Annotated in this window: 16 protein-coding genes; 8 read left to right on the forward strand and 8 right to left on the reverse strand. The window is 66.0% G+C overall.

Annotated elements, in window-relative coordinates; all coding sequences use genetic code 11:
• Positions 1 to 60: 60 nt before the first annotated feature.
• The 3 genes from NMG10_RS24385 to aceE form a co-directional block, all read right to left on the reverse strand.
• Positions 61 to 2,754: a bifunctional diguanylate cyclase/phosphodiesterase gene (locus tag NMG10_RS24385; protein WP_254465280.1), complete on the reverse strand. Its 2,694-nt coding sequence runs from the start codon at positions 2,752 to 2,754 to the stop codon at positions 61 to 63.
• A 313-nt stretch (positions 2,755 to 3,067) separates the two neighbouring features.
• A complete protein-coding gene (aceF, locus tag NMG10_RS24390; protein WP_254465281.1) occupies positions 3,068 to 4,705 on the reverse strand; it encodes a dihydrolipoyllysine-residue acetyltransferase in 1,638 nt (545 codons plus the stop codon).
• Between the two features lie 13 nt (positions 4,706 to 4,718).
• Positions 4,719 to 7,364, reverse strand: a complete 2,646-nt coding sequence (gene aceE, locus NMG10_RS24395; protein ID WP_203649784.1) for a pyruvate dehydrogenase (acetyl-transferring), homodimeric type — start codon at positions 7,362 to 7,364, stop codon at positions 4,719 to 4,721.
• Positions 7,365 to 7,747: 383 nt separating this feature from the next.
• Here aceE and glnE point away from each other — a divergent pair, with 383 nt between their 5' ends.
• The 8 genes from glnE (at position 7,748) to NMG10_RS24435 (ending at position 17,867) form a co-directional block, all read left to right on the forward strand.
• A complete protein-coding gene (glnE, locus tag NMG10_RS24400; RefSeq protein WP_254465282.1) occupies positions 7,748 to 10,681 on the forward strand; it encodes a bifunctional [glutamate--ammonia ligase]-adenylyl-L-tyrosine phosphorylase/[glutamate--ammonia-ligase] adenylyltransferase in 2,934 nt (977 codons plus the stop codon).
• Positions 10,682 to 10,906: 225 nt separating this feature from the next.
• The gene (gene waaF / locus NMG10_RS24405) at positions 10,907 to 11,956 is read left to right on the forward strand and encodes a lipopolysaccharide heptosyltransferase II (protein WP_254465283.1); all 1,050 of its coding nucleotides are present in this window, start codon (positions 10,907 to 10,909) and stop codon (positions 11,954 to 11,956) included.
• Positions 11,957 to 13,015: a lipopolysaccharide heptosyltransferase I gene (gene waaC / locus NMG10_RS24410; protein WP_232855042.1), complete on the forward strand. Its 1,059-nt coding sequence runs from the start codon at positions 11,957 to 11,959 to the stop codon at positions 13,013 to 13,015.
• Positions 13,015 to 14,139 carry a glycosyltransferase family 4 protein gene (locus NMG10_RS24415; protein ID WP_232855043.1) on the forward strand — a complete coding sequence of 375 codons (1,125 nt, stop codon included), beginning with the start codon at positions 13,015 to 13,017 and terminating at the stop codon, positions 14,137 to 14,139. Before waaC ends, NMG10_RS24415 begins: the two co-directional genes overlap by 1 nt.
• Entirely contained in the window at positions 14,136 to 14,942 is an 807-nt protein-coding gene (rfaP, locus tag NMG10_RS24420) for a lipopolysaccharide core heptose(I) kinase RfaP (RefSeq protein ID WP_203649794.1), read from the forward strand. Before NMG10_RS24415 ends, rfaP begins: the two co-directional genes overlap by 4 nt.
• Positions 14,942 to 15,676, forward strand: coding sequence for a lipopolysaccharide kinase InaA family protein (locus tag NMG10_RS24425; protein WP_232855044.1), 735 nt, complete (start codon positions 14,942 to 14,944; stop codon positions 15,674 to 15,676). Before rfaP ends, NMG10_RS24425 begins: the two co-directional genes overlap by 1 nt.
• Positions 15,673 to 16,425: a lipopolysaccharide kinase InaA family protein gene (locus NMG10_RS24430; protein ID WP_203649805.1), complete on the forward strand. Its 753-nt coding sequence runs from the start codon at positions 15,673 to 15,675 to the stop codon at positions 16,423 to 16,425. Before NMG10_RS24425 ends, NMG10_RS24430 begins: the two co-directional genes overlap by 4 nt.
• Positions 16,425 to 17,867: a lipopolysaccharide kinase InaA family protein gene (locus NMG10_RS24435; RefSeq protein WP_203649807.1), complete on the forward strand. Its 1,443-nt coding sequence runs from the start codon at positions 16,425 to 16,427 to the stop codon at positions 17,865 to 17,867. The genes NMG10_RS24430 and NMG10_RS24435 overlap by 1 nt, the downstream gene beginning before the upstream one ends.
• Positions 17,868 to 18,051: 184 nt before the next feature.
• Here NMG10_RS24435 and NMG10_RS24440 read toward each other — a convergent pair whose 3' ends face one another.
• From NMG10_RS24440 to NMG10_RS24460, 5 genes are all read right to left on the reverse strand, one after another.
• Complete coding sequence (locus NMG10_RS24440) at positions 18,052 to 18,228, reverse strand: DUF4175 domain-containing protein (RefSeq protein ID WP_232855045.1); 177 nt, start codon at positions 18,226 to 18,228, stop codon at positions 18,052 to 18,054.
• Positions 18,225 to 19,337 (reverse strand): PepSY domain-containing protein, encoded by a 1,113-nt coding sequence (locus NMG10_RS24445; protein ID WP_232855046.1) that lies wholly within the window; start codon positions 19,335 to 19,337, stop codon positions 18,225 to 18,227. The genes NMG10_RS24440 and NMG10_RS24445 overlap by 4 nt, the downstream gene beginning before the upstream one ends.
• A gap of 75 nt (positions 19,338 to 19,412) precedes the next feature.
• On the reverse strand, positions 19,413 to 21,845 hold the full coding sequence (locus tag NMG10_RS24450) for a TonB-dependent siderophore receptor (protein WP_254465284.1): 2,433 nt from the start codon (positions 21,843 to 21,845) through the stop codon (positions 19,413 to 19,415).
• A gap of 259 nt (positions 21,846 to 22,104) precedes the next feature.
• Positions 22,105 to 23,049, reverse strand: coding sequence for a FecR domain-containing protein (locus tag NMG10_RS24455; protein ID WP_203649817.1), 945 nt, complete (start codon positions 23,047 to 23,049; stop codon positions 22,105 to 22,107).
• Positions 23,046 to 23,564: an RNA polymerase sigma factor gene (locus tag NMG10_RS24460; RefSeq protein WP_186712646.1), complete on the reverse strand. Its 519-nt coding sequence runs from the start codon at positions 23,562 to 23,564 to the stop codon at positions 23,046 to 23,048. Before NMG10_RS24460 ends, NMG10_RS24455 begins: the two co-directional genes overlap by 4 nt.
• Between the last annotated feature and the right edge of the window lie 126 nt (positions 23,565 to 23,690).

A 23,690-nucleotide genomic window follows, 5' to 3' on the forward strand; every position in this document is an offset into this window, starting at 1 on the left:
GGCTGCAAAGCAGCCCCGGCAGGCAAGTGATGTCTATAGTGCCCGAGCTTTACGCCGCTGTCAGTCCACCGGACCACGAGGATAGCGGCGCAGTTTCTCGTTCAGCTCGCGCCCCGGAATCGGCCGGTCGAACAGGTAGCCCTGGCCGACGTCGCAGCGGTGTCGGCGCAGGAACGCCAGCTGCTCGGGGGTCTCGATCCCTTCGGCGACCACCTTGAGCTTGAGGTTGTGGGCCATGGCCACCACCGCCGAGGTGATCTCCATGTCGTCCTGGTTGTCGGGGATCTCGTTGATGAAGCTGCGGTCGATCTTGATGATGTCGATCGGGAACTTCTTCAGGTAGCTCAGCGACGAGTAGCCGGTGCCAAAGTCGTCCATGGCCAGGGCCAGGCCCAGGGCCTTGAGCTCGTCGAGCTGACGGTGGGTGTCCTCGGTGGCTTCCAGCAGCAGGCCTTCGGTCAGTTCCAGCTCCAGCAGGTGCGGCGGCAGGGCTTCCTCCTTGAGGATGCTGCCGATCGAGCTGACCAGCTCGGGGTCGGAGAACTGCTTGGGCGACAGGTTGATGGCCACGTGCAGGTTGCCGAAGCCGGCCTCGCGCAGTTGCTGGCTCATGCGGCAGGACTGGCGCACCACCCACTTGCCGATGGGGATGATCAGGCCGGTTTCCTCGGCCACGCTGATGAACTGGTCGGGGCGGATCATGCCGCGCTCGGGGTGGTTCCAGCGCAGCAGCGCCTCAAGGCCAAGCAGGCGGCCGCTGCGCAGGCACAACTTGGGCTGGTAGAACACTTCCAGTTCGTTCTGGGTCAGGGCGCGGCGCAGGTTGTTCTCGACGAACAGCTTGTAGCTGGCCTCGGCGTTGAGCACTTCGGTGAACACCTGGACCTGGTGCTTGCCGTTGGCCTTGGCCTTGTGCAGGGCCAGGCCGGCGTTCTTCATCAGCGTGGCCGGGTCGCTGCCGTGCAGCGGCGCGCAGGCCAGGCCCACGGAGGCGGTGACGTTGATCAGCTGGTTGTCGACGAACATTGGTTTGTCGAGGGTACGCAGCAGCTGGTGGGCGACACCCTGGCCATCTTCCAGGCTGGTGTCGTCGAGCAGCACGGCGAACTCGTTGCTGGCGAAGCGCGCCAGGCTGCCGCCGTTGGCCAGGCTGTTGCGCAGGCGCCGGGCCAGGCTGATCAAAAGCTTGTCGCCGGTCTGGTGGCCGAGGCTGTCGTTGATCCGCTTGAAGTTGTCGATGTCCACCAGCAGCAGGCAGATGGGGCTGGCGCTGTCGCGGGCGAAGCGCTCGTCGAGGTTGCGGATGAACGCCGGGCGGTTGCCCAGGTTGGTCAGGTTGTCGGTGTAGGCCAGGCGCTCGATGCGCTGCTGGGCCAGCTTGGTCTGGGTGACATCCTCGTAGATGCCGATGTAGTGGGTCAGCTCGCGGTTGTCGCCGTACACCTTGGAGATCGACAGCTGGCCCCAGTACGGCTCGAGGTTCTTGCGCCGGCTCTTGAACTCGCCCTGCCAGCTGTTGCCCATGGCCAGGCTCGACGGCGAGTCGAACAGCAGCTCGCTCAGGTTTTCCAGCGCCGGCAGTTCGGCCAGGTGATGGCCCTGGACCTCTTCGGTGCTGTACTGGGTGATCGCGGTGAAGCTGGGGTTGACGTATTCCACCACGCCGTCGCGGTTGACCAGCAGGAAGGCGCTGGCGCTCTGTTCCACGGCGCGCTGGAACAGGTGCAGGGCGCTGGCGGCGGTGCGCCGGTTGTGGTTGTTGATGACCTGGGCGAATTGGTCGGCCAGCTCGCCGGCGAAGGCGATCTCGTCCGACTGCCAGGCCCGAGGCTGGCCGGTCTGCTCCAGGCACAGCACGCCGACCACCTGGCCGTCGATGCGGATACTGGCATCGAGCATGGCGTTGTCGTCGGTGCTGTACAGCGATTCGGCCATCTCGCGGGTGCGCGGGTCGTGGCTGGCGTTGTGGGCGTCGATGGCGCGGCTGGCGTGCAGGGCTTCCAGGTAGTCCGGGAAGCGGCTGGCGTCGATCGCCTCGGGCATGCGGTGCTGTTGGTCGCGGCTGTACCAGGCGCTGATCGGCTCCAGGCGCTGGTCGTTCAGGTACCAGATGCTGGCGCAGTCGACCTTGTAGATCTCGCAGGCGCTGCGGGTGATCAGCTCGGCGGCTTCGAGCAGCGAGTTGCCGATGCTGTAGCGCTGGCGCGCCAGGCGCAGGATCAGGTCCTGCTGGGCGCGCACCCTGTCCAGGTGCTCGAGCTGCTCCTGCTGGGCGCGCTGGTTCAGTTGCAGGGCCAGTTGCAGGCGGTTGTTGCGTGACTCCAGGTCGTTGGCGTCGAGGTCCGGGGTGTCCTGGCGGTGGTCGTCGAACACCGTCAGGTAGCCGCGCAGCAATTGGCGATTGTGCTGCTTGTAGCTCTCCCCGACCTCCAGCAGGCGCAGTGGCGCCGGGCAGGCGTGCAGGGTGTAGCGCACCCGGTAATAGCCGTGCTGGGCCAGCTGCAGCTGGATCTCGTCGTGCAGCTTGTAGCGTGCTTCTGGCTCCATGAGGCTGGCGTAGGGCGAGCCGATCAGGGCGCAGAGCTCGGCGGCGGGCAGGCCGAACTGGCGGTCGCAGGCCGGGTCGAGGTAGAGCATGGCCCAGCTGGCTTCGTTCAGCCGCTCGAAACGCAGCATACCGAGCCGCGAGGGCACGGGAAGCTGCGTCACGACCTCGGCCGCCACACGGCTGGCGGCATCGGGTTGGCTTTTCATCGAAGACTCGCTTGAACTGGGGCGCGGCCTGGAGCACGGCGCATCGGGCAAGGTTGCATCATGTCCCGTGGGCTGGCAAGCGGCCATGGGGGATGCTGTGAACAGGTTGTCGGCTGTTCTTGCAGAATCTGTAGGACCGGCGGGCGGCAGACGATCGCATCCCCCTGTAGGAGCGGCCTTGCGCCGCGAAAAGGAGGCAAAGCCCTCCCAGCAATCCCAGGCAAAAAAAAGCCCCGCCAATTGGCGGGGTTGAGGTACGAGCGTGGCAGCTCGAAAACGGGGCTGCCCCTCTAGGGAGGGGCAGCGTGCTGCGTTACAGCAGCATGGTGCGGATATCGCCCAGCACGTCGCCCAGGCGCTTGGTGAAGCGCGCGGCGGCGGCGCCGTTGATCACACGGTGATCGTAGGACAGCGACAGTGGCAGCATCAGCTTCGGCTGGAAGGCCTTGCCGTCCCAGACCGGCTGCATGGTCGCCTTGGACACACCGAGGATCGCCACCTCAGGCGCGTTGACGATCGGCGTGAAGCCGGTGCCGCCAATGTGGCCGAGGCTGGAGATGGTGAAGCAGGCGCCCTGCATCTCGTCGGCCGAAAGCTTCTTGGTGCGGGCTTTCTCGGCCAGCGCGGCAGCTTCGGCAGCCAGTTGCAGCAGGCTCTTCTGGTCGACGTTCTTGATCACCGGGACCAGCAGACCGTCCGGGGTGTCCACGGCGAAGCCGATGTGCACGTACTTCTTGCGGATGATCGCCTTGCCGCTTGGCGCCAGCGAGCTGTTGAAGTCCGGCAGTTCCTTGAGCAGGAAGGCGCAGGCCTTGAGCAGCAGTGGCAGCACGGTCAGCTTGACGCCCGCTTTCTCGGCCACGGCCTTCTGCGCGACGCGGAAGGCTTCCAGCTCGGTGATGTCGGCGGAGTCGAACTGGGTCACGTGCGGCACGTTCAGCCAGCTGCGGTGCAGGTTGGCGGCACCGACCTGCATCAGGCGGGTCAGGGCCACTTCTTCCACTTCACCGAACTTGCTGAAGTCCACGGCAGGGATCGGCGGGATGCCGGCGCCGCCGGTCGCACCGGCGGCTGCCGGCGCTTCCTTGGCCTTCTGCATCATCGCCTTGACGTAGACCTGCACGTCTTCCTTGAGGATGCGGCCGTGCGGGCCGGTGGCGGCAACTGCGCCCAGCTCGACGCCGAATTCACGGGCCAGCTGACGAACGGCCGGGCCTGCGTGAACCTTGGCGTTGCTGCCGGCGGCCGGCGCGGTGGCGACCGGCGCTGGAGCAGGTGCAGCAGCTGGAGCGGCGGCAGGTGCAGCGGCTGGGGCAGCAGCGGCAGCCGGAGCAGCAGCGGCCGGAGCCGGCGCTGCTGCAGGGGCGGCGCCTGCGGCCTTGATCTTGAAGATCAGATCGCCGGTGCCGACTTCGTCTTCCAGCTTGCACAGCACGGCTTCGATCACGCCGGCGCTAGGCGACGGGATTTCCATGGAGGCCTTGTCGGACTCCAGGGTGATCAGCGACTGGTCGGCTTCGACGGTGTCGCCGACCTTGACCAGCACTTCGATGATCTTGGCCTTGCCCGACGAGCCGATGTCCGGCACGTGGATGTCCTGCACGCTGGCGGCAGCCGGGGCTGCGGCAGGCGCAGGTGCGGCTTCAGCGGCCGGCGCTGAAGCGGCAGCAGCTGGTGTCGGAGCGGCGGCGGCCGGAGCCTCAGGCGCCGCAGCGGCGCCCTCGACTTCCAGGACCAGCAGCTCGTCGCCTTCTTTCAGGCGGTCGCCCAGCTTGACCTTCAGTTCCTTGACCACACCGGCCTTCGGCGCGGGGATCTCCATGGAGGCCTTGTCGGACTCCAGGGTCAGCAGGCTCTGGTCAGCCTCGATACGGTCACCGACCTTGACGAACAGCTCGATGATTTCACCTTCACCGCTGCCGATGTCAGGTACGCGAATGAGTTCGCTCACTTAAAAATACTCCTCAGCAGTCCAGTGGGTTGCGCTTGTCCGGATCGATGCCGAACTTGACGATGGCGTCAGCCACAACCTTGGGTTCGATCTCGCCACGGTCAGCCAGGGCTTCCAGGGCAGCCAGCACCACGAAGTGGCGGTCGACTTCGAAGAAGTGACGCAGCTTCTTGCGGCTGTCGCTGCGACCGTAACCGTCGGTACCCAGGACCTTGAACTCTTTGCTCGGCACCCACTGGCGAATCTGCTCGGCGAACAGCTTCATGTAGTCGGTGGAGGCGATGACCGGGCCCTTGCGACCGGCCAGGCACTCTTCGACGTAGGTCTTCTGAGGCTTCTGGCCAGGCTTGAGGCGGTTGGCGCGTTCCACGGCCAGGCCGTCGCGACGCAGTTCGTTGAAGCTGGTGACGCTCCACACGTCGGCGCCGACGTTGAACTCTTCACGCAGGATCTTCGCGGCCTCGCGGACTTCGCGCAGGATGGTGCCGGAGCCCATCAGCTGTACGTGGTGCGCGGCTTCGCGGGTGTCTTCTTCCAGCAGGTACATGCCCTTGATGATGCCTTCCTCGACACCGGCCGGCATGGCAGGCTGCTGGTAGGATTCGTTCATCACGGTGATGTAGTAGAAGATGTCCTGTTGCTCTTCGGTCATCTTCTTCATGCCGTCCTGGATGATCACCGCCAGCTCGTAGCCGTAGGTCGGATCGTAGGTGCGGCAGTTCGGGATGGTGCCCGCCATCATGTGGCTGTGACCGTCTTCGTGCTGCAGGCCTTCACCGTTGAGGGTGGTACGGCCGGCGGTACCGCCGATCAGGAAGCCACGGGTGCGGCTGTCGCCGGCGGCCCAGGCCAGGTCGCCAATGCGCTGGAAGCCGAACATCGAGTAGAAGATGTAGAACGGCAGCATCGGCTGGTTGTGGCAGCTGTACGAGGTACCGGCAGCGATGAACGACGACATGGCGCCGGCTTCGTTGATGCCTTCCTCGAGGATCTGGCCCTTCTTGTCCTCGCGGTAGAACATCACCTGGTCTTTATCGACTGGCTCGTAGAGCTGGCCGACCGACGAGTAGATGCCCAGCTGGCGGAACATGCCTTCCATACCGAAGGTACGGGCTTCGTCCGGGATGATCGGGACGATGCGCTGGCCGATGTCCTTGTCCTTGACCAGCTGCGCCAGGATGCGCACGAAGGCCATGGTGGTGGAGATTTCGCGGTCGCCCGAGCCGTCCAGGATCGCTTTCAGCGTTTCCAGTGGCGGGGTTGGCACGCTGAAGCTCTTGGCGCGGCGCTGTGGCACGAAACCGCCCAGGGCGGCACGGCGTTCGGCCAGGTACTTGGCTTCGGCGGAACCTTCTTCCGGCTTGAAGAACGGCAGGTTCTCCAGATCCGCATCCTTGACCGGGATGTCGAAGCGGTCACGGAAGTGACGCAGGCTGTCGACGTCGACCTTCTTGGTGTTGTGCGCGGTGTTCTTGGCTTCGCCGGCACCGGTACCGTAACCCTTGATGGTCTTGGCCAGGATGACGGTCGGCTGCTCTTTGTGGTTCACGGCCTGGTGGTACGCCGCGTAGACCTTGTACGGGTCGTGGCCGCCACGGTTGAGCTTCCAGATCTCGTCGTCGGACAGGTCTTCGACCATGGCCTTGAGCTCTGGGGTGTTGAAGAAGTTTTCACGAACGTACGCGCCATCTTTGGCTTTGTAGTTCTGGTACTCGCCGTCGATGACCTCGTCCATGCGGCGCTGCAGGGCACCGTTGGTATCCTTGGCCAGCAGTGGGTCCCAGAAACGGCCCCAGACGACTTTGTTGACGTTCCAGCCACCGCCTCGGAACACGCCTTCGAGTTCCTGGATGATCTTGCCGTTGCCGCGAACCGGGCCGTCGAGGCGCTGCAGGTTGCAGTTGATGACGAAGATCAGGTTGTCCAGCTTCTCGCGGCCGGCCAGGGCGATCGCGCCCAGGGATTCCGGCTCGTCGCACTCGCCGTCGCCCATGAAGCACCAGACCTTCTGCTTGCCGGCCGGGATGAAGCCACGGGCTTCCAGGTACTTCATGAAGCGTGCCTGGTAGATCGCCTGGATCGGGCCCAGGCCCATCGATACGGTCGGGAACTGCCAGAAGTCAGGCATCAGCCACGGGTGCGGGTACGAAGACAGGCCTTTGCCGTCCACTTCCTGACGGAAGTTGTTCATCTGCTCTTCGTTGATGCGGCCTTCCATGAAGGCGCGGGCGTAGACGCCTGGCGAAGCGTGGCCCTGGAAGAAGATCAGGTCGCCGCCGTGTTCGTCGGTCGGGGCCTGGAAGAAGTAGTTGAAGCCGATGTCGTACAGGGTGGCGCTGGAGGCGAAGCTGGAGATGTGTCCGCCCAGGTCCGAGTCTTTCAGGTTGGTGCGCATGACCATGGCCAGGGCGTTCCAACGCACCATCGAGCGGATGCGGCGTTCCATGAACAGGTCGCCAGGCATGCGTGCTTCGTGGGTGACAGGGATGGTGTTGCGGTACGGCGTGGTGATGGCATACGGCAGCTGGGAGCCACTACGGGTGGCCAGCTCGCCCATACGGGTCATCAGGTAATGAGCGCGGTCTTCGCCTTCTTTGTCGAGGACCGACTCCAGGGCATCCAGCCATTCCTGGGTTTCGATTGGATCGAGGTCTTGCATGGCTTGCTCCAGGGCGGAAAGGCCACCAGAATCGATGGCCTGAGTTTGCGACTGGCCTTATGGGCAGACGTCGTGAATTCTTGGATTACCGGACAGTCATCCGGCGCGGTGTAGTTTTACTACAAATGCTTTCTCATTTCATGCTTTGGCAGGTCATGAGTAGTAGTAAAACTACACAAATGCGACGTTTGGTCGCATCCCGGGTTGTGGGGAAAAACGTTCATGTTGGTTGGCGGTGTGTCGATGGCAGGTGAATCTTGATGGGTTTTGCCAAATTTTTGATTATTTCAGCTATTTCCAACTTTTGTACGACAGTCCAACCGTGGTCCAACCCCCGTTTGACCTCTGCAACCGCTCTCTTTCACGCCGATCAAGGATAGACCATGCGCCTGCCTTTGCCGCTCGATCTGCCTGCCGCCCTCCAACCGCTGGTCGCTCGCAACCAGCAATTCCTGCGCGATGCCCTGGCAGGTCATCCTGGCCTGGCCCTGGACAGCCTGAGCGCCGAGCACCGCCGTCAGTTCGACCAGGTCGCCGCCGCCAGCGACTTCGTCCTGGCCCAGGCCCAGCGTGATCCGACGATGCTGTTCGAACTGCTGGCCAGCGGCGCGATGGACCAGGCGTTCGCGCCGGGCCAACTGCGTGCGCAGATCAACGCCGTGGCCCAGGCTGCCCAGAACGAGGACGAACTGGCGCGCAACCTGCGCCGCGAGCGCAACCGCCAGCAACTGCGCATCATCTGGCGCGACATTACCCGCCAGGCCGCGTTGCCTGAAACCTGCCGCGATCTGTCCGACCTGGCCGACGCCAGCATCGACGAAGCTTATCAATGGCTGTACCCGCGCCACTGCCAGCAGTTCGGCACGCCCATCGGCAACCGCAGCGGCCAGCCCCAGCACCTGGTGGTGCTGGGCATGGGCAAGCTGGGCGCGGTGGAGCTGAACCTGTCATCCGACATCGACCTGATCTTCGCCTTCCCCGAGGGCGGCGAAACCGAAGGGGTCAAGCGCTCGCTGGACAACCAGGAGTTCTTCACCCGCCTGGGCCAGCGCCTGATCAAGGCGCTCGACCCGGTCACCGTCGACGGCTTCGTGTTCCGCGTCGACATGCGCCTGCGCCCCTATGGCTCGGCCGGCGCGCTGGTGCTCAGCTTCAATGCCCTGGAGCAGTACTACCAGGACCAGGGGCGCGACTGGGAGCGCTACGCCATGATCAAGGCGCGGGTGGTCGCCGGTGATCAGGTAGCCGGCGCGCAGTTGCAGGAGATGCTGCGGCCGTTCGTCTACCGGCGCTACCTGGACTTCTCCGCCATCGAGGCGCTGCGCACCATGAAGCAGCTGATCCAGCAGGAAGTGCGGCGCAAGGGCATGGCCGACAACATCAAGCTCGGTGCCGGCGGCATTCGCGAGGTGGAATTCATCGCCCAGGCGTTCCAGCTGATTCACGGCGGGCGCGACCTGAGCCTGCAGCAGCGGCCGTTGCTCAAGGTGCTGACCACCCTGGAAGGGCAGGGCTACCTGCCGCCGGCCGTGGTCGCCGAGCTGCGCGACGGCTATGAGTTCCTGCGCTACACCGAGCACGCGATCCAGGCCATCGCCGACCGCCAGACCCAGATGCTGCCGGACGATCCGACCGACCGCGAGCGTATCGCCTACATGCTCGGCTTTGCCGACTGGGACAGCTTCCACGGCCAATTGATGCACTGGCGTGGGCGCATCGACTGGCATTTCCGCCAGGTCATCGCCGACCCGGATGAGGACGAAACCGAAGGCGAACTGGTGGTCGGCGGCGAGTGGTCGCCGCTGTGGGAGCAGGCCCAGGATGAAGACGCGGCCTCCCGCCAGCTCGAGGAGGCCGGCTTCCGCCAGCCGGCCGAGGCCCTGCGCCGCCTGACCGCGCTGCGGGCCAGCCCGACCCTGCGCTCGATGCAGCGTATCGGTCGCGAGCGCCTGGACGCCTTCATTCCGCGGCTGCTGGCCCAGGCGGTCGAGCACGACAACCCCGACCTGGTGCTGGAGCGGGTGCTGCCATTGGTCGAGGCCGTGGCGCGGCGCTCGGCCTACCTGGTGCTGCTCACCGAGAACCCTGGCGCCCTGCGCCGCCTGCTGACCCTGTGCGCCGCCAGCCCGTGGATCGCCGAGCAGATGGCCCGCTACCCGCTGCTGCTCGACGAGCTGCTCAACGAGGGCCGCTTGTTCAGCCCGCCGCTGGCGCCAGAGCTGGCCGCCGAGCTGCGCGAGCGCCTGACGCGCATTCCCGAGGACGACCTGGAGCAGCAGATGGAGGCCCTGCGCCACTTCAAGCTGGCCCACAACCTGCGCGTGGCCGCCTCGGAGATCAGCGGCAACCTGCCGTTGATGAAGGTCAGCGACTACCTGACCTGGCTGGCCGAGGCGATTCTCGACCAGGTGCTGGCCCTGGCCTGGCGCCAGACCGTGGCGCGCCACGGCCAGCCCAAGCGCAGCGACGGCAGCCTGTGCGACCCGGGCTTCATCATTGTCGGCTACGGCAAGGTCGGCGGCCTGGAGCTGGGCCACGGTTCGGACCTGGACCTGGTGTTCATCCACGATGGCGATCCGAACGCTGAAACCGACGGCGCCAAACCCATCGACAGCGCGCAGTTCTACACCCGCCTGGGCCAGCGCATCATCCACCTGCTGACCACCCAGACCAACTCCGGCCAGCTTTACGACGTGGACATGCGCCTGCGCCCCTCCGGCGCCTCGGGGCTGCTGGTCAGCTCGCTGGGCGCCTTCGAGCGCTACCAGCAGAACGAGGCCTGGACCTGGGAGCACCAGGCCCTGGTGCGGGCCCGCGTATTGGTGGGTTGCAAGCAGGTGGCGACGGCCTTCGAGGCAGTACGGGCGCAGGTCCTCGGCCAGCCTCGCGACCTCGACAAGCTGCGCGTAGAAGTCAGCGAAATGCGCGCCAAGATGCGCGACAACCTGGGCACCAAGGCTACTGCCGCCGGCACCGCGGGCAACGCCTTCGATGCCGGCCAGCCGTTCGATATCAAGCAGGATGCCGGCGGTATCGTGGATATCGAATTTATGGTGCAATACGCCGCTTTGGCCTGGTCCCACGACCATCCGGCCATACTGCGCTGGACCGACAACATCCGTATCCTCGAAGAGCTGGAACAGGCCGGGCTGATGTCCGCCGCCGACGCCGTGCTGCTGCGCGAGGTGTACAAGGCGTTCCGTTCGGCGTCGCACCGTCAGGCCCTGCAGAAGCAGGCCGGGGTGATCGATGCGGCGCAGTTTGTCGATGAGCGTCGTGAGGTAAGGCGGATCTGGGGTGGACTGGGTCTGACTTGAAATTGTTGGGGCCACTGTGCGGCCCTTTCGCGGCACAAGGCCGCTCCTACAAGGGATTGCGTTCCCTGTAGGAGCGGCCTTGTGCCGCGAAAGGGCTGCAAAGTAGCCCCAAAGGTTCATGCCTCACCACCGGTGGTACACTGTCCGCCACATAGCCTGAATATAAAGAGGGGAGGCCAGGTTGTAGCGCAGCCTGCAGCCTCCCCGAATGTTTCTGGATAAAGCATGAGAATACTGATCATTGGCCCCAGCTGGGTCGGCGACATGGTGATGGCGCAGACCCTGTTCCAGTGCCTCAAACAGCAGCACCCCGACTGCGTGATCGACGTCCTGGCCCCCGAGTGGAGCCGGCCGATCCTCGAGCGCATGCCCGAGGTGCGCCAGGCCCTGAGCTTCCCGCTCGGCCACGGCGCGCTGGAGCTGGCCACGCGCCGGCGCATCGGCAAGTCGCTGGCCGGCCAGTACGACCAGGCGATCCTGCTGCCCAACTCGCTCAAGTCGGCGCTGGTGCCGTATTTCGCCGGTATCCCCAAGCGCACCGGCTGGCGCGGCGAGATGCGCTACCTGCTGCTCAACGACGTGCGCAAGCTGGACAAGGCCCGCTATCCGCTGATGATCGAGCGCTTCATGGCCCTGGCCTACGCACCGGATGCCGAGCTGCCCAAGCCTTACCCGCGTCCGAGCCTGCAAATCGAAGCCGCCAGCCGCGAAGCGGCCCTGGCCAAGTTCGGCCTGGCGCTGGACCGCCCGGTGCTGGCGCTGTGCCCTGGCGCCGAGTTCGGTGAGGCCAAGCGCTGGCCGGCCGAGCACTACGCCGAGGTGGCCGACGCAATGATCCGCCAGGGCTGGCAGGTGTGGCTGTTCGGTTCGAAGAACGACCACCCGGTGGGCGAGCAGATCCGCGACCGGCTTATCCCCGGGCTGCGCGAGGAGTCCTGCAACCTGGCGGGCGAAACCTCGCTGGCCGAGGCCATCGACCTGATGTCCTGCGCCGATGCGGTGGTGTCCAACGACTCTGGCCTGATGCATGTGGCCGCCGCCCTCAACCGCCCGCTGGTGGCGGTGTACGGCTCGACCTCGCCGGGCTTCACCCCGCCGCTGGCCGACCAGGTGGAAGTGGTGCGCACCGGTATCGAGTGCAGCCCCTGCTTCGAGCGCACCTGCCGCTTCGGCCACTACAACTGCCTGCGCCTGCTGGAGCCGGCCAAGGTCATTGCCGCGCTGCAGGGCCTGGGCGGGCCTAACCTGAGCGATACCGTGGCCGAGGTCGACTGAGTGCGGGTACTGATCATCAAGACCTCGTCCCTGGGCGATGTCATCCACACCCTGCCGGCGCTCACCGACGCCGCCCACGCCATCCCCGGCATCCGTTTCGACTGGGTGGTGGAAGAAGGCTTCGCCGAGATTCCCAGCTGGCATCCGGCGGTCGACCGGGTGATCCCGGTGGCGATCCGCCGCTGGCGCAAGAATATCTGGCAGACGCTCAAGAGCGGTGAGTGGAAAGCCTTCAAGCAACGCCTGCGCGAGCACAAGTACGACCTGGTAATCGACGCCCAGGGCCTGGTCAAGTCGGCCTGGCTGACGCGTTACGTGAAAGCGCCGGTGGCCGGCCTGGACCGTTACTCGGCCCGTGAGGGCTGGGCCAGCCGCTTCTACAACCGGCGCCTGTCGGTCGCCGTCGGCCAGCATGCCGTGGAACGGGTGCGCCAGCTGTTCGCCCTGGCCCTGGCCTACGACCTGCCGGAAGGGCTGGGCGACTACGGCCTGGACCTCAACCGTTTGCAACTGCCGCCTGCCGCGCCCTACGTGGTGTTCCTGCACGGTACTACCTGGGCCACCAAGCACTGGCCGGAGGCCTACTGGCGCGAGCTGGCCGAGCGCATGGGCCGACGCAAGCTGCAGGTGATGCTGCCCTGGGGCAACCCGGCGGAAAAGGCCCGTGCCGAGCGCATCGCCCAGGGCTTGAACAACTGCCAGGTGCTCCCCAAGTTGAATCTTGTCGGCGTTGCCCGCGTGCTGGCGGCGGCCAAGGCCTGCGTGGCGGTGGACACTGGCCTCGGCCACCTGGCCGCCGCGCTGGACGTGCCGACCATCTCGCTGTTCGGCCCCACCAACCCTGGTCTGACTGGCGCCTACGGACGCGCCCAGATCCACCAGGCGAGCAACTTCCCCTGCGCCCCGTGCTTGCAGAAGAAGTGCACCTACAAACCGAGCGCCGAGGACCTGCGCCGGTTCGATCTCAAACGCGAGTGGCCGCTGTGCTTCACTCGCCTGAATCCCGAGCATGTGGCGGGCCGCTTGAGCGCGCTGCTGCTGGCTGAGGATGTTCGTTGATGCAACTGGCTTTTGTGCTCTACAAGTATTTCCCCTTTGGCGGGCTGCAGCGCGACTTTATGCGCATCGCCCTCGAGTGCCAGAAGCGTGGTCACCAGATCCGCGTGTACACGCTGATCTGGGAAGGTGACATTCCGCCGGGCTTCGAGGTGCTGGTGGCGCCGGTCAAGGCGCTGTTCAACCACCGCCGCAACGAGAAGCTCAGCGCCTGGATGGAAGCCGACCTGGCCAAGCGCCCGGTCGATCGCCTGATCGGCTTCAACAAGATGCCCGGCCTGGACGTCTACTACGCCGCCGACGGCTGTTTCGAGGACAAGGCCCAGACCCTGCGCGGCGGCCTGTACCGCCGCTGGGGTCGCTACCGCCATTTCGCTGAGTACGAGCGGGCGGTGTTCGCGGAGGATGCGCGTACCGAGATCCTGATGATCTCCGAGGTGCAGCAGCCGCTGTTCATCAAGCACTACGGCACCCCCGAGGCGCGCTTCCACCTGCTGCCGCCGGGCATTTCCCAGGACCGCCGCCGTCCGGCCGACGCCGCGGCCATTCGCGCTGATTTCCGCCAGGAGTTCGGCCTGGCCGACGACGAGCTGCTGCTGGTGCAGATCGGCTCGGGCTTCAAGACCAAGGGCGTGGACCGCAGCCTGAAGGCCCTGGCGGCGTTGCCGTCAGCCCTGCGCAAGCGTACCAGGCTGATGGTCATCGGCCAGGACGATCCCAAGCTGTTCCAGGTGCAGAGCACGGCGCTCGGCCTGGGCGAGCAGGTGCAGTTCCTCAAGGGGCGCAGCGATATTCCGCGTTTCCTGCTCGGTGCCGACCTGCTGATCCACCCGGCCTACAACGAGAACACCGGCACCGTGCTGCTTGAGGCGCTGGTCGCCGGCCTGCCGGTGCTGGTGTCGAAGGTTTGCGGCTATGCCCACTACATCGCCGAGGCCGATAGCGGCCTGGTGCTGGACGAGCCGTTCGAGCAGGAGCAGCTGAACCGCTACCTGCAACGCATGCTCGAAGACGCCGGGGCCCGCGCGGCCTGGTCGGACAACGGTGTGGCCTTCGCCGAGACCGCCGACCTGTACAGCATGCCGCAGCATGCCGCCGACGTGATCCTCGGTCAGGAGACCGCATGAAGCTGATACTGGCCGAACCGTTCAAGCGCCTGTGGGCCGGGCGCGATCCCTTCGAGGCCGTCGAGGCCCTGCAGGGCGAGGTGTACCGCGAGCTGGAAGGCCGTCGCACCCTGCGCACCGAGGTCGATGGCGCGGGCTTCTTCGTCAAGATCCACCGCGGCATCGGCTGGGGCGAGATCTTCAAGAACCTGTTCAGCGCCAAGCTGCCGGTGCTCGGCGCCGGCCAGGAATGGCGGGCCATCCAGCGCCTGCATGAAGCCGGTGTGCCGACCATGACCGCAGTGGCCTACGGCGAGCATGGCAGCAACCCGGCCACCCAGCACTCGTTCATCGTTACCGAGGAGCTGGCGCCCACCGTCAGCCTGGAAGACTTCAGCATCGACTGGGTCAAGCAGCCGCCAGCGCCGCGCCTGAAGCGCGCGCTGATCGCCGAAGTGGCGAAGATGACCGGCGGCATGCACCGCGCAGGGGTCAACCACCGCGACTGTTACATCTGCCACTTCCTGCTGCACACCGACCGCCCGGTGACGCCGGAAGACTTCAAACTGTCGGTGATCGACCTGCACCGCGCCCAGACCCGGGCGAAGATCACCCGTCGCTGGCGCGACAAGGACCTGGCCGCCCTGTATTTCTCGGCCCTGGACATCGGCCTGACCCGCCGCGACAAGCTGCGCTTCCTGCGCGGCTACTTCCAGCGCCCGTTGCGCCAGGTGCTCAAGGACGAAGCCGCGCTACTCGCCTGGCTGGAGCGCAAGGCGCAGAAACTCTACGACCGCAAGCAACGTTACGGGGACGCACTCTGATGGCGAGCTGGAACCTGGCGCCCGAGTATGCGCACCTGGCGGCCGATTTCGGCAGTGTCGACGCGGTGTTCGCCATCCAGGGCGAACGCCTGACCCGCGACCCGCTGAGCGAGGTCATCCGCATCGAGCGCGATGGCGTCAACTACTACGTCAAACGCTACACCGGCGCCGGCAAGCACATGCGCCGCTACCTGGGCCGGCCGCGGGTCAAGGCCGAGTGGCAGAACCTCAAGCAGTTCGCCAAGTGGGGCATCCCCACCGCCGATGTGGTCGCCTGGGGGCTCGAGCGCCAGGGCCTGGCCTTTGGCCGCGGGGCAATGATCACCCGCGAACTGCCGCGCACCGAGGACCTCTCGGCGTTGGCCGAACGCAATGATCCGCGTCTGCGCGACAGCGCCTGGGTCGATCACGTCAGCCGCCAGCTGGCACGCCACACCCGGGTGATGCACGATCATCATTTCGCCCACAACGACCTGAAATGGCGCAACCTGCTGGTCGACGACCAGGGCACGCTATTCTTCATCGACTGCCCGACCGGCGACTTCTGGCGCGGCTTCATGCTGCGCCACAGGCTGATCAAGGATCTGGCGTGCCTGGACAAGGTGGCCAAGTACCACCTGTCGGCGACCCAGCGCCTGCGCTTCTACCTGCAATACCGCGGACACGCGCGTCTGAACGCCCGTGACAAGAAGCGCATTCGCCAGGTGCTGGGCTTTTTCGAGGGAAGGGAATGACCGATTACCTGGCCAGTGCCGACCAGGCGCTGCTGCAACGGCACGGGCTGAGCGACTTCGAGGCGCTGTGGGCCCTGCAGCTGGACGCCGTGGACGAACCCAATACCGGCCGTGGCGGCTGGAGCAGCGTGTTCCGCCTGGAGCTCGAGGGCAAGGGTTTCTACCTCAAGCGCCAGAGCGACTACTTCACCCGCAGCCTGCAGCGGCCCTTCGGCGAGCCGACCTTCGCCCGCGAGTTTCGCAACATCAGCCGCTACCAGAAGCTCGACATCCCCGCCCTGCAGGCGGTGTTCTATGGCGAGCGCAAGCAAGCTGGCGAGCACCGGGCGATCCTCATGACCCGGGCGCTGGACGAGTGGACCGACCTCGAGCAACTGCTCGGCCGTTGGGCGCAGATGGACGCGCCGCAGCGCCAGGCGATCCTCCAGGCCTGTGGGCGGCTGGCCCGCACCCTGCACGGCGCCGGGCAGATGCACGGCTGCTTCTACCCCAAGCACATCTTCCTGCGTGAGCGCCGCGAGGGCTGGCAGGCCCAGCTGATCGACCTGGAAAAGACCCGTCCGCTGCTGTTCGGCATGCGCGACCGGGTCAAGGATCTGGAGCCGTTGCTGCGCCGCGCCCGGGCCTGGGACGAAGCGGACGTGCGCGTGCTGCTGGCGGCCTACCTGGAGCAGCCGGCGGACAGCGCCCTGGTATCCACCTGGCTGCAACGCCTGACCCAACGCCGTCGTCACAAAGAGGCCCGCTGATGCGCCTGAGCGAATTGAAGGAGGCCGGGCGCAGCCCTAGCCTGCCGCTGACCGTCACCCTCGCCGACGCCGCGGGCAGCGCCGACCTGCAGCTGCTCAACCTGTTGCGCGTGCTGCCGGGCCAGCGTTATGTCGGCGCGGGTATCTGGCGTGGCACCAAGGTGCTGGCCAAGCTGCTGGTCGGCGGCAATGCCGCCCGGCACTTCCAGCGCGAGCGCGATGGTGCCCTGCTGATGGCCGAACAAGGCCTGACCACCCCACGCCTGCTGGCCGATGGCCTGAAGGAAGGCGAGGGCGGCTGGGTATTGTTCGAATACCTCGACCATGCCGAAAGCCTGGGCGACGCCTGGGCCCGGGTGGAGCAATTGCCGATGCTGGCCGACGAGCAGCACCTGGTGCTGGGCGAGGCCCTCACCGCCGTGGCGCAGATGCACGCCAAGGGCCTGTGGCAGGAGGACCTGCACCTGGACAACCTGCTACGCCAGGACGGCCAGCTGTACCTGATCGACGGCGCCGGCATCAAGGCCGAGACCCCCGGTCAGCAGCTGTCGCGCCAGCGCGTGCTGGAAAACCTCGGGGTGTTCTTCGCCCAGTTGCCCAAACGCCTGGAGCCGTTCATCGAGGAAGCGCTGGTGCACTATGTGCTGGCCAACGCCGAGCACGCGCTGCCGCTGGAAGCGCTGCACAAGCAGGTGGACAAGGTGCGCGCCTGGCGCCTGAAGGATTACCTGGAAAAGGCCGGTCGCGAATGCACCCTGTTCAGCGTCGAGCGCAACCTGTCCGGGCTGCGAGCGATTTGCCGTAACGAAGTAGAGGCGATGCGCCCGGTGCTGGAGCAGGCCGATACGCTGATCGACCAGGGGTATCTGTACAAGACCGGTGGCGCGGCCAGCGTGGCGCGTATCGAGGTGGCCGGGCGCAAGTTGGTGCTAAAGCGCTACAACATCAAGAACACCGCCCACTGGTTCAAGCGCTTCTGGCGCCCGAGCCGGGCCTGGCATTCGTGGATCGAAGGCCACCGCCTGGGGTTTCTCGACATCGCCACGCCTCGCCCCCTGGCGGTGCTGGAGCAGCGGGTGATGGGGCTGCGCAGCACGGCCTACCTGGTAACCGAGTACGCCGACGGGCCGGACCTGATCGAATGCTTCGCGCCCTACGTGGAAAGCGGCGAGGCGCCTGACGAGCAGGTCGAGGCCCTGGCTCGGGTGATGCAGCAACTGATCCGCGAGCGTATCAGCCATGGCGACTTCAAGGGCCACAACCTGTTCTGGCAGGACGGCCAATGGTCGCTGATCGACCTCGACGCCATGTGCCAGCACGCCACCCAGCTCAGCTTCGCCCCGGCCTTCGCCCGGGACCGGGCGCGGCTGCTGCGCAACTGGCCGAGGGACAGCGCGCTGCATCAGCGGCTGGACCAGGTGTTGCCGCGGTTGGCTGATTGAATGATCGGTTGACGCGATCCCTGTAGGAGCGGCCTTGTGCCGCGAAAGGGCTGCGAAGCGGCCCCGGCGATCTTTGCCACAACGCTGAAATCCCGGGGCTGCTTCGCAGCCCTTTCGCGGCACAAGGCCGCTCCTACAGGTCCCTGCTGAATCAATGAGTCATGTGCAGTTCCATGTGAGCTGCCTACCGCCGCCAGAACCCACTCAGGCCCAGGCCGGCCGAAACGCCCAGCCCCACCCAGGCCAGCATATCCCACATCCCATCCCCGAGCAGTGCGGCAAACAGCCCGGCCGCACTGAGCACGGCGATCAGCGCCGGCCAGGCGAAGATCCTGCGGGTGCTTTGCGACTTGTGGCTCATGCCCGCACCTCCCGTGCCTTGCGTTGCTTACCCCACCACAGGTACAGGCCGCTGCCCAGCACGATGATGGTCAGCACATCGAGCACGGCCCAGAGGATCTGCATCGGCCGGCCGCCGTAGTCGCCGAAGTGCAGGGGCTGCGACAGGCCCATGGCGTCCATGTACCACGGGCGTTCGCCCACGGCGGTCACCTCCAGGGTGCGCGCATCGATCAGGATCGGCGTGAACAGGTGCGAGGTCAGGTTCGTGGCGCCATTCATGAACACCGCGTAGTGGTGCTCGCTGGAGAAGCGTGTGCCGGGGAAGGCGATGAAGTCCGGGCGCATGCCAGGCGCGGCCTGTTCGGCGATCTTCAGCAGCTGCGTGGCCGAGGCGCGTTCGGTGAGCGGCGGTGCGTCGCGGTAGGGCGCGACCATGGCCGCCAGGCTGTCGTTGCGCCAGGCGGCGATCACCAGGTCGGACAGGGCGCTGATCACCCCGGTGACGCCGACCACCAGGGCCCAGGTCAGGGTGACCACGCCGATCAGGTTGTGCAGGTCCAGCCAGCGCAGGCGCCGCGACTTGTCGTGGCGGACCGTGGCGAAGCGCAGACGGCGCATGAACGGCGCGTAGAGCACGGTGCCGGAGACGATGGCGACAATGAACAGCACCCCCATGAACGCCAGCAGCAGCTTGCCGGGCAACCCGGCGAACATGTCCACGTGCAGGCGCAGCATCAGCATCATGAAGCCGCCGTTGGCTGCCGGCATGGCCACGGCCTCGCCGGTGCGCGCGTCGAGCATGAAGGTGTGCGAGTCGTCGGGATGGGTGCCGGCGGTGGCGGCCATGATCGTGACCACGCCGTTGGGCTCGTCCTCTTCGTATCCGAAGTACTGCATCACCTCGCCGGGGCGGTGCTGTTCGGCCTTGAGCACCAGCTGCTGCAGGTCCAGGTGCGGGGTGTCGGCGGGCATCTCGCGCAGTTGCGGCGCGTCGCCGAGCAAGTGCTCCAGCTCGTGGTGGAAGATCAGCGGCAGGCCGGTGAGGGCGAGCAGCAACAGGAACAGCGTGCAGACCAGGCTGCTCCAGGTGTGGATCGCTGACCAGCGGCGGATGGTTTGGCTTTTCATCACGGCTCCTTACGCAATCGCGGGTCAAGCCCGCTCCCACGATCTGCAGGAGCGGACCTGACCCGCGATGGCCACTCAGAACTTGTAGGTGGCGCTGGCGACGACACTGCGCTGGTCGCCGTAGTAGCAGTAGTAGCCGTCGCAGGTCGAGAGGTAGTCCTTGTTCAGCAGGTTGCTGGCGTTGATCGCCACCGAGGCGCCCTTGAGGCTGTTGTCCAGGCGGCCCAGGTCGTAGTGCACGGCGGCGTCGAACACCGTGTAGGCCTTGCTCTTGCCGAGCCAGGTGTTGGCTTCGTCACCGTAGCGGTTGCCGGTGTAGCGTGCGCCCAGGCCAATGCCGAAGCCGTCAAGCACACCGGTATGCCAGGTGTAGTCGGTCCACAGGGAGGCCTGCTGGTTGGGCATCTGTTGCAGGCGGTTGCCTTTGTACGGCCCTTTCTGGACTTCGGACTTGGCCAGGGTGTAGGCGGCGATCACTTTCAGGTTGTCGGTGACGTCGGAGACAGCCTCAAGCTCCAGGCCATGGACTTTCACTTCACCGGTCTGGCTGGTGACCGGCGTGCCACCGATGTTGTTGGTGACCTGGACGTTCTTCTGGGTCAGGTCGTACACCGCGGCAGAGAGCAGGGTGTTGGAGCCTGGTGGCTGGTACTTGATGCCCAGCTCCCATTGCTCGCCTTCGGTCGGCTTGAACGTCTTTTCCGGGTCCGCGTCTGCGCTGCTGGCCGGCTGGAAGGATTCGGCATAGGACAGGTAGGGCACCAGGCCGGAGTCGAAGACGTAGCTGATCGCCGCGTTGCCACTGAACTTGCTGTCGCGCTGGGTGTTGGTGGCATCACCCTTGTTGAAGAACTTGGTGCCGGTGTGGACCCAGTCCTGTCGCCCGCCCAGGGTCAGGCGCCAGTTGTCGAGTGCCATCTGGTCCTGGATATAGAGGCCGGTCTGCACCGTCTTCTGGTTGTAATCGTAATAGGCCGAGGAGCGCGCGGGGCGGGTGATCGGCAGGCCATAAGCCGGGTTGTTGACGTCGATCGGCGGCACATCGAAGCCATAGATCGCCAGGTAGTCGTGATTGGTGCGCTGGTGGTCCAGGCCAATCAACACGGTATGGCTGACGGCACCGGTGGCGAAGTCGGCCTGGAAGTTGTTGTCGACCGCGAACTGGCCGATATTCTCCTCGGTGTTGGTGGACATGCGGTTGGCAATGCCGTCATCGGTGACCGGGAGGTAGTCTTTGTTGTAGCTGCTGACCGTAATGGTCTGGAACGAAAGCTCCGACTTGGTGTAACGCAGGTTCTGGCGGAACTGCCAGACATCGTTGAAACGATGTTCGAAGGCATAACCCAGCGCGTAATAGGTGCGGTCGTAGTAGTCGTAATCCGGGTCACCCAGGTTCTTGTGGCGGGAGACCTTGCCGAATGGCATGTCGATCTTGGTGCCTTGGATCGGGTAGAACTGGCTGGTGGCGCCGGTGTCGTCGCGGGTGAACTGGCTGAGGAAGGTCAGCGAGGTGTCTTCGTCGATGTTCCAGGTCAGGCTCGGGGCGATGTTGTAGCGCTTGTTATCGATATGGTCGATCTGCGTGCCGCTGTCGCGTACCACGCCGCTGACGCCATAGAGGAACTGGCCCTGCTCATCGAGCTTGCCGGTGCTGGCGAAGTTGATCTGGCGGTGGTTGTCGCTGCCGTACTGCAGTTGGATCTCGTGGCTGCTCTCGGCCTGGGGGCGGCGGCTGACCATGTCCAGCAGACCGCCGGGCGGGGTCTGGCCATACACCGACGAGGCCGGGCCACGCAGCAGCGCAAGGCGGTCGAGGTTCCAGGTTTCGGCTTTCGGGTTGGCATACACGCCGCGGGGCAGGGGCAGGCCGTCGAGGAACTGGGTCGGCTCGAAGCCGCGCACGCGCATCCAGTCATAGCGGGTGTCGCTGCCGAAACTGGCCGAGACGATACCCGGCATGTACTTCACCGCGTCATCCAGGCTTTGCACGCCGCGGTCGCTCATCTGCTGGCGGGTGGCGACGGAAATGGAGCGTGGGACCTCGACCAGCGCGGTGTCGGTCTTGGTGCCGGCGGCGGTGCGCTTGGCGGTGTAGCCTTCCACCGGGCCCCAGGCGCTCTCAAAGCTGCTGTTGGCGTTGATGTTGGTTTCCGGCAGCGCCAGGGTGCCTTCGCTCACCGCCACCAGACTGTAGCTGCCGGCGCTGCTCTGCTGCAGTTGCAGACCGGTATCGCGCAGGGCGGCCTGCAGGGCGCCGACCGCGTCGTACTGGCCACTGACCGGCGCCGATTTGCGCCCGCTGACCAGTGCCGGATCCAGCGCCAGGGCGATCCCGGCCTGGCTGGCGATCTGGTTCAGGGTGCTGGCCAGCGGTGCGCTGGGCAGGTCGTAGGCACGCAGGGCGGCCTGTTCGGCGGCGAACAGGGTGGTGCTGGCCAACGGTGCGGCCAGGCCGATGGCCAGGGCCATCAGGCTGGGGCGAAGCAAAGCATCAACGGCACGGGACATGCAGCGGCTCCTCGACGAAATAGTGCTGACTGCTTCCTTGCCGAGCGAGATTGGGAAAGTGACAGGGTCTTTTGAAAAAATATCTGACAGGGTTGGCACGAGCGGCGCTCAGCGCTATATCGCCTTGGCTTCTTCGCGGGTAAACCCGCTCCCACAGGTTTGATGCATTCCCTGTGGGAGCAACTGTCTTGCTCAATTTTTAGAATCTGGCGCGATCCCTGTGGGAGCGGGTTTACCCGCGAAGGGCGGCACGCAGCGCTTATCTGGCGGAGACGGTCACCCACCACGGCGTATGCCGCTCGATCTTCACCGGTAGCGCCGGCTGCAGCGAGGCCAGGGCCAGGTCGGTGTCGGTCAGCGGGAAGCTGCCGCTCACGCGCAGGTCGGCGACCTCGTCGCTGACCCCCAGGTGGCCGCTGCGGTACTGGCCGAGCGCGGCCACCAGGTCGGCCAGGCGCACGTTGTCCACCACCAGCATGCCGCGGGTCCAGGCATCGCTGCCGACCGCCACGGAGCCGACCCGGCCTAGGCCGTCGGCGTTCATCAGTACCTGCTGGCCTTCGCGCAGCACCTGTTCGTCGCCACTGTTCTGCGGCTTGGCGGCCACCGAGGCCTGCAGCACCTCCAGGCGCGTGCCGGACTCCTCGCGCTTGACCAGGAAGCGCGTGCCCAGCGGGCGCAGGCGGCCATCCTCGGTGCGCACCAGCAGCGGACGGCTGTCCTTGTGGCCGGTTTCCACCGAGATTTCGCCACGATGCAGCACGATCAGCCGCTGCTCGCCGCGGAAATCGATGTCCACCGCGCTCTGGCTGTTCAGGCTCAGCAAGGTGCCGTCCTCCAGGCGCAGGGTGCGCAGCTCGCCGGTGCCGGTGCGCTGATCGGCCAGCCAGTAGGTCGGCGACAGGGTCGGCGCTGCGGCCCAGGTGAGCAGCCCGCCGAGCAGCAGCATGCTGGCCAGGCCACCAAGGCGCTGGCGCAGCCCGGCCCGTGATTGCAGCAGGGTGTGGCGCACCGGGCCGGCGGCGGCGTTGACGCGCCGGTCGAGCATGCCCAGTTGCAACCAGGCGCGGGCGTGCTCCTCGTGGGCGGCGTGCCAACGCATGAATTCGTTGCGTTCGTCCGGGGTACCGCTACCTTCGTCCAGGCACAGCTTCCAGGCGATGGCCGCTTCCAGCACCTGGCTGGAAACCGGGGCCTGGTTCATGTCGGCTCTCCATAGAGGGCGACATAGCACTGGCGCAGGCCCTGGGCGAGGTACTGGCGCACGCGGGACACCGACACCCCGAGGCGTTCGGCGATCTCGGCGTGGCCCAGACCGTCCAGGCGGTTGTACAGGAAGGCCGCGCGGGCCTTGCTCGACAGCTTGCCCAGCAGGCGGTCGATGGCCTTGAGGTCCTCGAGGATCAGGTGCTGCTGCTCGGGCGACGGGTGTTCGGCCTCGGGCAGCAGGGCCAGCTCGGCGAGGTAGGCCTGCTCGAGGGCGGCGCGGCGGAAGTGGTCGAACAGCAGGCCCTTGGCCACGGCGACCAGGAAGGCGCGGGGTTCGCGGGGGGCGTCCAGGCGCTCGCGACCGAGCAGGCGCACGAAGGTGTCCTGGCTCAGGTCTTCGGCGCGCTGACGGCAGGCGGTGCTGCGCTGCAACCAGGCCAGCAGCCAGGTGCGATGGTCGCGATACAGCGCTCCGACCAGCTCGGCATGTGGACTGTGCGCAGGCGTCAAGAAGCGATCCCCGGGAAAGAATGCGTTAACTAACGATAATTATTCGCGATTGTGGCAGAGGCGGGGGTGGTGGCGCAATTGACGCTTATCGGATTGCCAGCATGATGATCCGGTTCACACCTCTCA

It is taken from the genome of Pseudomonas sp. DVZ6 (assembly GCF_024259445.1).
Lineage (GTDB): Bacteria > Pseudomonadota > Gammaproteobacteria > Pseudomonadales > Pseudomonadaceae > Aquipseudomonas > Aquipseudomonas peradeniyensis.

Coding starts and splice junctions, on each gene's coding strand:
- NMG10_RS24385 (WP_254465280.1), bottom strand. CDS start 2,754: ATGAAAAGCCAACCCGATGCCGCCAGCCGTGTGGCGGCCGAGGTCGTG.
- aceE (WP_203649784.1), bottom strand. CDS start 7,364: ATGCAAGACCTCGATCCAATCGAAACCCAGGAATGGCTGGATGCCCTG.
- glnE (WP_254465282.1), top strand. CDS start 7,748: ATGCGCCTGCCTTTGCCGCTCGATCTGCCTGCCGCCCTCCAACCGCTG.
- waaF (WP_254465283.1), top strand. CDS start 10,907: ATGAGAATACTGATCATTGGCCCCAGCTGGGTCGGCGACATGGTGATG.
- NMG10_RS24415 (WP_232855043.1), top strand. CDS start 13,015: ATGCAACTGGCTTTTGTGCTCTACAAGTATTTCCCCTTTGGCGGGCTG.
- rfaP (WP_203649794.1), top strand. CDS start 14,136: ATGAAGCTGATACTGGCCGAACCGTTCAAGCGCCTGTGGGCCGGGCGC.
- NMG10_RS24425 (WP_232855044.1), top strand. CDS start 14,942: ATGGCGAGCTGGAACCTGGCGCCCGAGTATGCGCACCTGGCGGCCGAT.
- NMG10_RS24430 (WP_203649805.1), top strand. CDS start 15,673: ATGACCGATTACCTGGCCAGTGCCGACCAGGCGCTGCTGCAACGGCAC.
- NMG10_RS24435 (WP_203649807.1), top strand. CDS start 16,425: ATGCGCCTGAGCGAATTGAAGGAGGCCGGGCGCAGCCCTAGCCTGCCG.
- NMG10_RS24440 (WP_232855045.1), bottom strand. CDS start 18,228: ATGAGCCACAAGTCGCAAAGCACCCGCAGGATCTTCGCCTGGCCGGCG.
- NMG10_RS24445 (WP_232855046.1), bottom strand. CDS start 19,337: ATGAAAAGCCAAACCATCCGCCGCTGGTCAGCGATCCACACCTGGAGC.
- NMG10_RS24450 (WP_254465284.1), bottom strand. CDS start 21,845: ATGTCCCGTGCCGTTGATGCTTTGCTTCGCCCCAGCCTGATGGCCCTG.
- NMG10_RS24455 (WP_203649817.1), bottom strand. CDS start 23,049: ATGAACCAGGCCCCGGTTTCCAGCCAGGTGCTGGAAGCGGCCATCGCC.